Consider the following 13,498-nt stretch of genomic DNA (forward strand, 5'->3'; position numbering starts at 1 on the left):
CATCCAATCGGGTGCCGTTTTTAAATACACGAAGGTTTGGTTTTGTATGGCATCTCCTCGTTTCCTTGTTGGTATTGACCTCGGCACCACAAACACTGTGGTGGCCTACTGTGAAATCACCGACAACCTTGAACAATCCGAAGTATCCCTATTTGACATCGACCAACTGATTGGTCCGGGCGAAGTCGTTCGTAAACCACTTCTGCCCTCTTTCCGCTATCATCCAGCTGTAGGTCAAATCTCCTCTTCTGACCTCACTCTTCCTTGGGACAACGAACCTGTTGCTGGCGACATTAACAATGTCATCGTTGGTGAATGGGCTCGTGAATTAGGCGCGAAGGTGGAAGGACGTCAGGTATCCAGTGCAAAAAGCTGGCTATCGCACCAAGCAGTGGATCGTAGCTCAGACATTCTTCCTTGGGCTGGCGCGCAAGACGTGGATAAAGTATCACCCGTCATTGCCAGCGCAAGCTACCTCAACCACATTCGTCAAGCATGGAACTACCGTCATCCTAGCAATAAGCTAGAAGACCAAGATGTGGTTGTGACCGTTCCAGCGTCGTTCGATGAAACCGCTCGTAAACTCACGCTTGAAGCTGCACAGCTGGCTGGTTTAAAGAAAATCGTCCTGCTCGAAGAACCACAAGCCGTATGTTACGACTGGTACGCACGCCACCAGCAAACCGCAGCTGATGAACTCAAAGAGTTACCGCTGATTCTGGTGTGTGATGTGGGCGGTGGTACTACCGACTTAAGCTTGATTGAAGCCAGTTTCTCTTCTCAAGATGAACTAGCCCTTGATCGTATTGGTGTTGGCGAGCACTTGATGCTTGGTGGTGATAACCTCGACTTAGCATTAGCGCATCTTGCAGAGAGCCGCTTCAACCAAAGTAAGAAGCTCACTGCAGCAAGCCTGACTAAGCTGATTCAGCAAACTCGCAAGGCGAAAGAAAACCTACTTTCAGCGAGTGCACCTGAAGAAGTGAAAATCACCATGCTGGGCAGCGGCTCGAAGCTTCTTGGCGGAACAAAGAGTATTGGGCTGAGCAAACAAGAAGTGCACCAAATCGCTTTGGATGGCTTCTTCCCGCTTTCTGATTTCAGTGAAGTACCAGACAAACGCCGCAGCGCCGTTGTCGAGTTTGGTCTTCCATACGTTGCTGACCCAGCAGTGAGCAAACACGTTGCCGAGTTCTTAACTCAGCATCAGCAAGTTGCTCGTGCCGCTCTCGGCATTGAAGACGATAAACAAAACGCGATTCCAGTTGGCGTGTTGTTGAACGGAGGCGTGTTTAACAGTGATCTGGTGACTGAACGTGTCACCGCCCTACTTTCTGACTGGCGCGGCGCACCAGTTACGGTATTAGATAACCCACATCCAGATTGGTCTGTTGCATTAGGTGCTGTAGCATTTGGTAAAGCACGTCGTGGCGCACAACTGAAAATTGGTGGTGGTGCAGCGCGTTCTTACTTCTTGCATCTTCAAGAAAAGAACAAAATGGGCAAAGCGCTCTGTTTGCTTGCAAAAGGTACAGAAGAAGGTCACGAGATCCGTTTAAGCGGTCGTCGTTTCTCGCTCACTCTTGGAGAGCCCGTTCGCTTTAATCTGCTGACTTCTACCCACGACACCTTAACCAATAACACCGCCATTCAAAATGGCGTGATGGTTGATGTTGACCCAGACTTGTTTGCTCCTCTGCCGCCTTACATCACGACACTTGAAGGTGAAGGCGCCGAACTGCAAGCTAACCAGAAAGAGCGTGTCGAAGTTCAATTGGCTTGTCAACTAACAGAAGTTGGCACTCTTAAGATGGAGTGTGTCAGTGCAGAAGACGACAACAAACGTTGGGAGCTGGAATTCGAAGTTCGTAACAAGCAAACCGACGACAGTGAACAAGTTAAGCTTCACCCTAAACTGGACGAATGTAAGGAGCTAATCGCTCGCCTATACAGCGGTAACAAAAAAAGCGCAGAAGGCAAAGAGATCAAAACCTTAGCCAAAGACCTTGAGAAGAAGCTCGGCAAACGTGACGAGTGGGATTTCACCACACTCCGTCAACTTTTCGATACCTTTGCACAAGGTCGTAAGCGTCGCCGTCGTTCTGAACAGCACGAGAAAAACTGGCTTCGTTTGGCAGGTTTTGCACTGCGTCCAGGCTTTGGCGATCCAACCGACTCATGGCGCATTGAGCAAGTTTGGGGTCTCTACCAACAAAACATTCAGTTTAAGAACCATCAAGGTTGGACAGACTGGTGGGTGTTCTGGCGTCGTATCGCAGGTGGCTTGAGCCAAGAGCAACAAGAGACCATCTTGGCGGACATCGCGAAATACCTACACCCTGGCGCGATGAAAAACCCACAATCCGCCAAAGCGGCACAAGACATGGGTTATGAATCCATGGTGCGTCTTTCAGCCTCTCTAGAGCATCTAGAAGTGGAAGATAAAGTTCTATTGGCAACGTGGTTCTTGAGTAAAGCGATCAACCAAAACCAGTTTGAACAAGCGCACTGGTGGGCGATGGGACGTTTGGCTTCTCGCACACCACTTTATGGCAGCCAGCACAACGTCATTCCTCGTGAACAAGCAGAACAGTGGTTGCCTAAGCTGTTAGAGCAGAACTGGCAGAAAGAGCCAATGATCGCGTTCGCAGCCGTAATGATTTGTCGTAAGACGGGTGACCGCCTGTTTGATATTTCTGACGATTACCGAGAGCAAGTTCTAACGAAGCTGAAACAAAGTAAAGTGCCCGAATCTTGGGTATCACTAGTTAAAGAAGTGAAAGAGCTTTCAGAAAGCGAATCAAAACGCGTCTTCGGTGATGCTTTACCAAGCGGTTTAACGCTAGTTCATCATTAAATCCACTCTACACAAGAAGACGAGTTAGAAGTACAAAGCCCTTCCGACGAAGGGCTTTGTTGTATCGCATTCTTTTAGTTTTGATCGTGTACAACGCGCTAATTCATTTCTGTCGTAATCACTACATCGCGCGTTTCGTTATCCATATCGCTAATACCGACCACCGACACTTCTCTGTCCGATAGAGTTTCAATTAAGCTGTCTTCTAATCCGCCATCAGCCAGCCAAGTATAAAATTTATCCGCGATACGCTCCGAACCTTCCCCGACAAACGTTAATGTGACCTTCTTCATTTGTGACACTCCATCAATTTACGATTCAGCCACTTAAGCGTAGTATGTTTCGCAAATATCGACATAAACTAGGACTAACTTCTTTTATGAGTATCGAAAAATTTGACGCGATTTATCAACGTGCTGCTGAGCGAAAAGGCGGAGAAGATCAGCTTGAAGCGCTATTGTCTCACCCATTAAGTAAAGAGGAATTAGCAGCGATTCCCGATGACCGTTGGCTCGCCGCTTTTTCGATGAAGGTGTTCCAAAGCGGGATTTCGTGGAGCGTGGTTCGCAACAAGTGGCCGAACTTCGAAGAAGTGTTCTTCGGCTTTAAGATTGAGCCACTATTGATGCTGTCTGACGAACAATGGGAAACCAAAGCAACGGACAAACGCATTATTCGCCACCTCACTAAAGTCATGTCGATTCCGGCCAACGCTCGCATGATCCATGAAGCAAGAATCGAATATGGCTCGTTCAGTAACATGATTGCTGAATGGCCTCGGGAAAAGATCACGGATCTATGGGGCTACTTGAAGAAGCATGGTAGTCGTTTGGGTGGAAATACAGGCCCTTACACTTTACGCCAAATGGGCGTGGACACTTTTATTCTGTCTAACGATGTCGAAGCTTATTTACGCAACTGCAAGATCATTGAAGGCGGCAAAGACACGAAAAAGTCCTTGGACTCTGCTAATAAAGCCTTTATTCAGTGGCAGCAAGAAAGTGGAAGAAGCTTGACCGAAATCAGTCAAATTATCGCGTTTAGTACTGGCGACAACCGAATTTAAACAAGCACTTTGTAGCTCTGGGGGCGAAATTCCGGCCCCCCTATAACGCATGATATTTGCGCGAATCACTCTACTTTAGCTCTTGCTGATATTACTACTTTCTCGATTCCTCCAAAAAATCCCTCCTTAAAGTGGCAAAATCCCCCTTCAAATCACAAAAAGTTATCATATCGACAAATTATTTTTCTTGTTCAATATTTTTATTTATCAAATATTTAATTACAAGTGCCCAGTTTTTAGGCACTAAATATTGATGACGCTCAATTGCATTGCGCTGACAAACTGACTAGGATACACGCCCTTCCTGAGTGAACTATCAGAAACTTGATCGAGGAATTTATTCAAATTTCTCAACACTTCGTGAGCACTCACAACAATTGCACTCACTTTATAGATTTAAGGATCAACAGATCCGTTAATACAAATTCGACAGCGCAATAGAGTGCTGACTAGAACAACCATGACGCGATGTCACATGAGTGACTATTTTCGTGGTTTTGTGCTGGAAGTTATTTATTACATCAAGGCTGGTTAAAAGGATGAGCCCCTTGAACGCATTTACTGGAGGACAAGAAATGCCAAAAGGTCTAATGCTGACTGACTTAGCCATCGCTGGCTTACTATTAATTGCAGCAAAAGTAATTCGTGTACATATGCCTTTACTACAACGCATGTACATTCCATCTGCTGTATTGGCTGGGTTATTTGGTCTTATTTTTGGCCCAGCTCTGCTTAACGTATTACCTTGGACAGATACCTTTACCGCAAACGCAAGCCTCTTAACTGCTGCACTTTTTTCTGCGTTGGGTTTAGCAACAGATGTCCCGTCACCAAAAGTGGTTGCTCAACGAGCAGGCTCATTGTGGGCGTTTAACCAAATTGCATCCGTGTCGCAATGGCTGTTTGCAGCAATGTTTGGTTTAGTACTTACCACCTTCTTTTGGCCTGACATTAATCCTGGATTTGGCGTAACCATGTCCGCGGGATTCATGGGCGGACATGGTTCAGCATCTGTAGTCGGTGAAATCTTCACGGGACTTGGTTGGGAAGATGGTTTTACACTTGGTTTAACGTTCGCCACGGTTGGGATCTTTATTTCAATCTCGGTGGGCATGTTAATGCTTCAGTTTGCGTTGAAAATGGGCTGGATTCGTAGCTTTACGACATTCGACAGCATGGACGAACACGAACGCAAAGGCTTAGTGAAACCTGACGATCAAGAACCTGTGATGAAAGATACGATGTCATCATTGTCAGTCGATTCTTTCGCGATTCACGCGGCGCTGGTTGTAGTGGTAACCGCTTTCTCTTATGTAGCAGCCAACTACTTATCTTCTTTCCACGATAAGGTACAAATTCCGACTTTCGTTACTGGCTTTCTGGGCGGTATGTTAGTTCGAATCATCGCTAAGCAAACCAAGGCATCTCATTACCTATGTGACGGCGCATTCAAACACGCAGCGGGTATTAGTACGGATTACCTGATCATCTTTGGTATCTCAGCGATTAAGATCACGGTTCTAGCGCAGTATTTAATGCCAATGGTAGTGCTCGCAATTGGTGGTATCGCGTTCACGCTATGGCTTATCTTTTGGGTTGCACCTCGCATCATGGGAGATGACTGGTTTGAGAAAGGCATTTTCTCTTGGGGATGGTTAACAGGTACAGTCGCTATGGGTATCGCGTTATTACGCATTGTCGACCCCAAAATGCGCAGTAAAGTGTTAGACGACTATGCTATCGCTTATGTTCCAGGCTCAATTACGGACATTTTCATCATCTCGCTTATGCCAATCGCAATGTATAACGGCATGCACTGGCAAGCGTTAGGTGTTGGTCTAACCTATATCGCCGTTGTCTTATTTATTTGGCGATTTGTGTTTAAGCGTAGCGGTCAAGCCGTCGCAAATGAGTCTTAATTGCTCATTTCGGGAGGTATTTTATCCTCCCGAATTTAACTCTCTCCCCTTATTCGATAGCCGCCTCCCACCAGCATGCAACAAATAAGCAACTTGTTTTATATTTAAGATCTGCAAGCTTGGTCACCCCTTCCCATCCTTTTTTAATACTTGACCTACGCATTTTTATATCAAAATAGCGGCCAAACTATTCATGACTCATGGAGAAAAGGCAGTGCATCGCTCTCAAGGATTTACCCTCATTGAACTCATTGTGTGCATCATTATCCTTGGTGTCGTTAGTGTTATTGCCCTTCCTAAATTTCTTGGTCTGCAAAAAGATGCCCGAGTGGCAGTACTATATGGCGCGAGGGAAGCGCTCATGACTGCAAACAACTTTGTGTACACTAAAGCCGTTATTCAATCTCAAGAGACGATAGATGGCGGCAAACAATATAACATTGATCTAGATAATGACGGCAATAACGACCTAATTGGTTACTTTGGATTTATTAAGAATGTCATTCCCGCAAAAGAGCTGGCAGGTTTCGACCCTCAACTCACTATCAATACTTGGTACGGGGTAGACAGCCCGGACGAACCCTATTTCCTTATCGGCTTTGCAAACAAACCTGTTGGTCCAGACCATATGTGTTATGTCGAAGTTTACTACCCAGAAACTCCAGGTGGCCAAGTCAGCTACAAAATACAAACTGACGACTGCTAGTTCTCCTAGTGAGTGAAAGTGACAGTTGCACTTTTGGTGCTTTCATCGCTTTTAGCAGAATACTGGCCCCAAAATCCATTATTAACAACTATTTCACATAATGTTGTTTCATAGTTAGCTTGCAGCGAGAAAACAAGTAATTCGCGACCGCACGCGCCCGTAATCGAAACAATCTATCGTTTTTCCGACCGCCAATAATTTGTGCTTGTAAACTCATCATTTCGCTCAATAATAGTTCTATAACAAATTCAATAATTTAAAGCGGGAGGCATGATGAGAATATTCTGGCAGTTACGTTGGTATTTCCAACAAAAGTGGAAGCATTATGTCGGATCGATTTTGCTTTTCGCTGTGATATCAACTCTACAACTTGTTCCTCCTAAAGCGGTCGGTATCATCGTTGATGGGGTCGTAGATAACACGTTAGATACAAATACGCTGATTCTGTGGCTCTTGGGACTCACTGCACTGATCTTTGCCATTTATGGATGCCGTATCTTATGGCGAATTTGGCTTTTCGGCGCAAGCTGGGAACTCGGAACCATTCTACGTAATCGTCTCTATAGGCACTTATCGACACAACCACCCCGATTTTTCGAACGTTATAAGACCGGTGATCTGATGGCGCGTGGTACTAATGATGTACGTAACATCGTAATGACAGCCGGCGAAGGGGTTTTAACGGCAGCCGATTCCTTGATCACGGGTATTGCAGTTTTAATCATCATGGTAACGCAAGTTAGCTGGAAGCTCACCGTTATGGCACTTCTTCCAATGCCGTTTCTTGCAATCATCATCTTTTTTATTGTCCGTATACTGCATCAACGCTTCCGCATTGCTCAGGAAGCCTTTTCTACCATGTCAGACATGACGCAAGAGTCACTTAACGGCGTGCGAATGTTGCGAGCTTTTGGGTTAGAGAATCAAGAACAACAGCGCTTTGAAGATGTAGTCGATGATACCGGTCAGAAAAATATCGCTGTCGCTAGAGTCGACGCGAGATTTGATCCAGCTATCCAACTCACCATCGGCCTCTCTTTCCTTCTCAGTGTCGCTGCTGGTGCTTACCTTGTCGATAAGGGAGAGATCACGCTTGGTGATCTAACAGCCTTTACGATGTATTTAGGGTTGATGATATGGCCTATGCTGGCCTTCGCTTTCTTATTTAATATTTTAGAGCGAGGCTCCGCAGCATGGAATCGCCTACAAGAGATCTTTGATGAAACACCAGAGATTGTCAGTGGAAATAAACCATTAGAAGATAAACCACTGCCATTAAAAATTGATATCGATGCTTTCCACTGGTCCAGTGATTTACCACCAGCTCTAGCCGAAATAAAAATCGAGCTCAAGCCCGGTAAAATGTTGGGAGTAGCTGGCCCTGTCGGAAGCGGAAAATCAACCCTGCTAACGCTGCTTTTGCGTCAGCACGACCTAACAAACGGTTCAATTACATTCGGGGATGTTGAGATTAAAGATGCCCTACTTCCTCAGTGGCGCAACCGCTTTGCCGTGGTTAATCAAAGCCCGTTTCTATTCTCCAAATCTATCTTCGATAATATTGCCTTAGGTAACCCTAATGCAGAGAAAGAAGAAGTCTATAGAGCTGCAAAGTTAGCCTGTATACATGACGATATTGAGAAGTTTCCTGAAGGCTACCAAACAGAAGTCGGTGAAAAAGGCATTACACTCTCCGGCGGGCAAAAACAACGTATTGCGATAGCACGCGCTATGTTGTTGAATGCCCAAGTGTTGGTTTTGGACGATGCACTTTCCGCTGTTGATGGCCGGACCGAACATCAAATCCTTAAGAATTTGGAAACACACTACCGTGATCAAGCCCTAATCGTTATTGCACACCGCCTCACCGCATTGGAAGCAGCAGACGAGATTATTGTCTTGAATCACGGCCACATTACTGAACGTGGGCAACATAGCGCTTTATTAGCGCATCAGGGATGGTACGCCGAAATGTTCGAGTACCAAAAACTAGAACAGGCGATGGAGGAATAATGAATGAACCAGACCAGTACGTTTAAACGGTTGATGTCTTACCCATTATCTCAACCAAAGCCAATGATTAAAGGACTTGCTTTGCTGTTTATCGCAGCGTTAGCCAGCGCTGGCGGCCCTTGGTTGATTCAATATTTCATTGATGAGCACATCGCTAAAGGTGACTATTCACAAAATATTCTGATTTCGCTAGCAGTAGGTTATATCGCTCTTCAGATCGTATCGGCAACATTCCAGTATTTTCAGTCATTGCAATTTAGCATTGTCGCGGCTAACACGATCAAAGCGATTCGTAAGCAAGTATTTTCTGGCGTGATTAAGCAGCCGTTATCTGCGTTTGATTACACTCCTGCTGGAAAATTGGTATCGCGAATCACCAACGATACGGAATCTCTACAGCAATTTTATGAGCTCTTGATCGCGACCGTGGTGAAAAACGTGGTCATGATTGTGGTGATGCTTGGCGTTATGTTTTTCATGAGCTGGAAACTCACACTTGTTGTGCTTGTATTGCTACCGATCGTCATCGGCTTTATGTACTTGTTTAAGCAGCTAAGTACAGAAAGCTACCGAAAGATGCGTGACCTATTGACTGATATAAATGCGAATCTGAGTGAATCCATTCAAGGGATGAGTGTCATTCAATTAATGCAACAAGAAGAGCGTTTTAATAAACAGTTCAACGAGCTAACCGCAGAGCATTTGGTGGCATCTAAACGAGTGATTCGGCTAAACGGCTATCTGCTAAGACCATTGATGGACTTGCTCGCTGGCCTCGCGTTACTTTGCTTGGTTGCGATCTTTGGCTTTAACGGTATTGAGTTGATTGGTGTGGGGGTACTGTATGCGTTTATCAGTTATCTTGCGCGCGTTACTGAGCCATTAATTGAAATGACTCAGCAGCTTGCTCTACTTCAGCAAGCGTTAGTATCAAGCGAACGTGTGTTTGAATTGATTGATGCGAAAGAACAAACTTATGGGGACGATCATCTGCCATTAAGGTCAGGTGCTATCGAACTTAAAGACCTCACATTTAGCTACGATGGTAAACAGGACGTCCTAAAAGACATTTCGTTGAAGGCCAACCACCAAGACTTTATCGCGCTTGTCGGGCATACCGGAAGCGGTAAAAGCACATTAGCGTCACTATTGATGGGCTTTTATCCAACGCAATGTGGTGAACTGCTCATCGATGGTCGTCCACTTAAAACACTAGGGAAAGACGTCCTTCGCAAAGATGTGGCAATGGTTCAACAAGATCCGCACATTCTCCCTGCTTCAGTCAGAGAAAACATCTCCCTCAGTCGGGCGGTTGATGATAATCAAATATGGGATGCGTTAGACAAGGTAGGTTTGGCAGAGCAAATTCACCGTTATCCTAATGGGCTAGACACGCAGTTAGGTCAAGGTGAAACCAATCTATCTGCTGGACAAAAACAGCTCTTAGCGTTAGCGCGTGTGCTTGTGGTAAAACCTAAAATATTGATATTAGATGAAGCAACGGCCAATATTGACTCAGGAACAGAAGCTTTAATACAAAAGAGCTTGGCAGTACTCAGACAAGACATGACACTAGTCGTTATCGCTCATCGACTTTCAACTATTTTGGATGCGGACCAAATCATTGTTCTTCATCATGGGGAGTTAGTAGAGAAAGGCACACACAAAGCACTGTTGAAACAAAATGGTCGTTATGCCCAAATGTATCAGTTACAGCAAGCAAACCGACATTTACAGCAGATTGAAGAAGAAACCAAGCAACTCGAAGAAGCGGTGTGATTTTTATACCCATGCCTTCTTTTTATTTGGTAGGCATGGGCATAATCGGCCCAACTTCAAAAGTTAGCCTGATTAGCTTCCAATTTCTTCATAATGTGAACTAATTTTCTATTTCTTACCTATTATTGACATAACCCCTCGCTATATCACGCAAGGTCGTTGTAAAATCGTACGGTACTTCAGTCTGGTGCCCTTCGCACTAGACTGTTTTTCACTTTCTAATAATGCATATTAATCTCATGACACAAGTCCATGGACAAAGATAAGTTTACTAACATCTATCGCTTGCCTGGTTCGATTCAAATTCGTATCGGTAAATGGCAAAAAACGTTCCGCGGTACCTCTGATTTAGTTTTACATCAGGCGCTAATGGAGCGTAATAAGCAATTTAAGAAGCCAGACTTTTTACCTAAAGGCTGGTGCGTCACTCCTATTGACGAAAAAGATATTACTGTCACGCACCACGGTAAATATATCCAAACCGTCATGCGCACAATGTTGGACAGAAAGGTCTCGTACAAGCGATTATTCCTATCTCGAATGAGTGCGGAAGAAGGTGAAAAAGTGCTCCACAATTACAAACTGGAGTGGGTAAGAAAACATAACCAGATCGCCAAAAAGTACAATCAAATTAAGAAGAAACAGTACATGAACTTTGCAAGAGAAGAAGAGGAAACTCTCTACCCTTCGATTCCAAAGGGTGAGTTTGACAAAACGTTATGGAACAAGCTCGTCGTATCATCGTTTGGTCCGCAGAAAAAGTACAAAAACCCACACTTTGTCCGCAAAGCCGATTTCTAAATAAACACCCCTACACTAGGGGTGTTTATTTATCCGTTAAATCACCAATCGTAAGTTAAACTGGCAATAATATTTTGTCGATCGCCATACCAACAAAAACCATCACATGTCGCTATGTACTCTTTATCAGTGATATTTTTGGCTGCGACTTGTAGCTTGTAATCTCCAATGCGATAGCTGACCGTCGCATCCATTAAAAAGTAACTTGGTACTTTTAGTCTCTCTTCATTATCTCCGTATGACTCACCTGTATAGCGCGCACCTAAGCCAACAGCAAAGCCATCAAGAGGTCCATCAAAGAAACGATAATGTGCCCAAGCTGATGATACGGTATTCGCGACTTGAGAAGGTGTTTTGCCAACCCATGTCTTATTGACGTCTTCTTTTATCTCTGCATCAACATAGGCTATGTTTCCGATTAATGTTAAAGAAGGTGTCACATTGGCTACAGCTTCAAACTCAACGCCGTTATTTTCTATTTTTCCTATTTGCGTCAATTCACTCAAGTAGATACGAGCCAAGTTTTCTTTTGTTGCCCGATACGTTGCAATATTGAAATAGCCATCGAATGAATCCGGTTGGTATTTTACACCGATTTCAAATTGATCACCGCTTTCCGGCTTCGCTGACTTACCATTGCTGTCTTCTTGAATAATTGGATCAAAGTACTGAGAGTAACTAAAATATGGCGTGAAGCCAGAATCAGAAATATAAGCCGTTCCCACGCTAAACGTCCACTCTCCATTATCGACTTTCGTGCGAGCACCCGTGGTAACATTATGTACTTCATTACTTGTATCGTCGTAACGCGCACCCAATAACATTGTCCATTTATCGTTAATCAGCATATGATCTTGAAAATAGACACCGAGCTGTCGGTTCTCAACTTTCGTTCTTTGCTTATCGGTTTCGCTCAATGGCTGTAGCGTATTCGGATCGAGTAACGTTATATTATCCGAATAAGTGGGATTAAATACATTAAACCTAGGGTCAGGCAAAGCTCCCATTGGTGTGTTTAAGAGCGCATTACCATCAGCAACGATAGGATCATTCGCAAAGTCCTTACCATCGATACTGATCATTTGAAAATCTAAACCCAACATCAAGTTATGCTCAACGCTTCCCCAATTTACTTGGTGCATCAAACGATTATCAATATTAAAAGCATCGGATGATCCATCTTCTGTTGAAGCGCCCCGAAGTATGGTCTTGCGTTCATTTGATGGATCTAAAATCGGCCCCAACCCAGGTACATCAGCCGAGTAAACGTACGAATACATTTGTCTCAACTTAACATCCATTTCACTGTAACGAGCAGCTTGAACAAACGAAGTGGTATCATTAAACGCATGAGAAAACTCATAGCCTAAAGACACCTGCTCACGCTCAAACGTCTCCCAGTTGGGATTGCCTATCGCTAAACTATCACTGATCTTTCCATTTTTGTTTGGCGTTAACGTTCCTTCAACTGGCAAAAATTGCAGATAAGGATCTGAGTCGTCTTTTTGATAGCTCGTTAGAAAGGTAATTTCAGACGTCTCATTAAATTTGTACGTCATTGATGGAGAGAGAAGAATGCGTTCTGCTTCTACCCCACTAATTCTCGTCCCATTTTTTCTCGCTAACCCTTGAAAGCGGAAAGCTAACTGCTCACTCACCTCAGAGTTTACGTCAAGAGAAAGTTGTTTACGGTCTTCAGAACCGTACTCCAAAGATACAAGCCCTGAGCCTCCATCAAATTGAGGTCGCTTACTGACGACATTGATAACCCCACCAGGAGGGTTTTGCCCATAAAGAACAGAAGCGGCACCACGTAAAACTTCAACCCTTTCCAAAGCAAACGGATCTATTTGCCAACTATAAAAACCAGAAGAATATAAACGGGTACCATCTTGATACAGCCCGCTGTTCGCCTGTTTAAAACCACGAATAATAAACCAATCTTGCTTGTTATCTTCGCCGAAATAATTAGTTTGAATACTTGGTGTGTACTGTAGTGCGTCAGAAATGCTAATAGAGGCACGATCATCCATTTGTTCTCGCGTAACAACAGACACCGCTCTTGGAGTCTCATTGATGGCAATATCAGTTTTCGTCGCTGCCCGACTCTTCGCTCCAAGATAACTAAAATCAGGACCAACTGCACTGTCTTGCTGCTGTCCAATCACGACTATATTTTGATTTTCCTGAGCTAAGACATTTGGCGTTGATAACGCTAATACAACCGCCATTGACGTTGGTGTCAGCATAAACTGCCGAGTCATATTATTCTCCTTTTTTGTCGGCAGCCAAACTAACCCTTCATGACTTCAGCGATCGCTGAAAGAAAAGCGAGTTACAGCATCGCCAATTGTTTC

General features: G+C 44.4%; 9 protein-coding genes. 7 read left to right on the top strand and 2 right to left on the bottom strand.

All coding sequences use genetic code 11. The annotated features are described in order from the left end of the window. The first annotated feature begins 46 nt into the window (after window positions 1–46). Window positions 47–2,857: an Hsp70 family protein gene (locus tag NL644_RS13790; protein ID WP_253658508.1), complete on the top strand. Its 2,811-nt coding sequence runs from the start codon at window positions 47–49 to the stop codon at window positions 2,855–2,857. Between the two features lie 98 nt (window positions 2,858–2,955). On the opposite strand, the gene NL644_RS13795 is transcribed toward NL644_RS13790, so the two are convergent. Next, window positions 2,956–3,150, bottom strand: a complete 195-nt coding sequence (locus tag NL644_RS13795; protein ID WP_005394200.1) for a hypothetical protein — start codon at window positions 3,148–3,150, stop codon at window positions 2,956–2,958. An 86-nt stretch (window positions 3,151–3,236) separates the two neighbouring features. Here NL644_RS13795 and NL644_RS13800 point away from each other — a divergent pair, with 86 nt between their 5' ends. From NL644_RS13800 to NL644_RS13825, 6 genes are all read left to right on the top strand, one after another. Next, window positions 3,237–3,923 carry a DNA-3-methyladenine glycosylase I gene (locus tag NL644_RS13800; protein WP_012841859.1) on the top strand — a complete coding sequence of 229 codons (687 nt, stop codon included), beginning with the start codon at window positions 3,237–3,239 and terminating at the stop codon, window positions 3,921–3,923. A gap of 575 nt (window positions 3,924–4,498) precedes the next feature. Next, entirely contained in the window at window positions 4,499–5,842 is a 1,344-nt protein-coding gene (locus NL644_RS13805; RefSeq protein ID WP_041852964.1) for a sodium/glutamate symporter, read from the top strand. Between the two features lie 214 nt (window positions 5,843–6,056). Next, window positions 6,057–6,548, top strand: a complete 492-nt coding sequence (locus NL644_RS13810) for a type II secretion system protein (RefSeq protein ID WP_104974136.1) — start codon at window positions 6,057–6,059, stop codon at window positions 6,546–6,548. Between the two features lie 273 nt (window positions 6,549–6,821). After that, window positions 6,822–8,561 (top strand): ABC transporter transmembrane domain-containing protein, encoded by a 1,740-nt coding sequence (locus NL644_RS13815; protein ID WP_053807375.1) that lies wholly within the window; start codon window positions 6,822–6,824, stop codon window positions 8,559–8,561. Window positions 8,562–8,564: 3 nt separating this feature from the next. Further along, on the top strand, window positions 8,565–10,340 hold the full coding sequence (locus NL644_RS13820; RefSeq protein WP_253658509.1) for an ABC transporter transmembrane domain-containing protein: 1,776 nt from the start codon (window positions 8,565–8,567) through the stop codon (window positions 10,338–10,340). 252 nt (window positions 10,341–10,592) lie between these two features. After that, a complete protein-coding gene (locus NL644_RS13825) occupies window positions 10,593–11,141 on the top strand; it encodes a hypothetical protein (RefSeq protein ID WP_005394187.1) in 549 nt (182 codons plus the stop codon). Window positions 11,142–11,182: 41 nt separating this feature from the next. Here NL644_RS13825 and NL644_RS13830 read toward each other — a convergent pair whose 3' ends face one another. Next, window positions 11,183–13,405, bottom strand: a complete 2,223-nt coding sequence (locus tag NL644_RS13830; RefSeq protein ID WP_253658510.1) for a TonB-dependent siderophore receptor — start codon at window positions 13,403–13,405, stop codon at window positions 11,183–11,185. Window positions 13,406–13,498 lie beyond the last annotated feature (93 nt).

The sequence above is a fragment of the Vibrio sp. Y10_XG_PY6 genome, assembly GCF_024181795.1.
Taxonomy (GTDB): Bacteria; Pseudomonadota; Gammaproteobacteria; order Enterobacterales; family Vibrionaceae; genus Vibrio; species Vibrio diabolicus.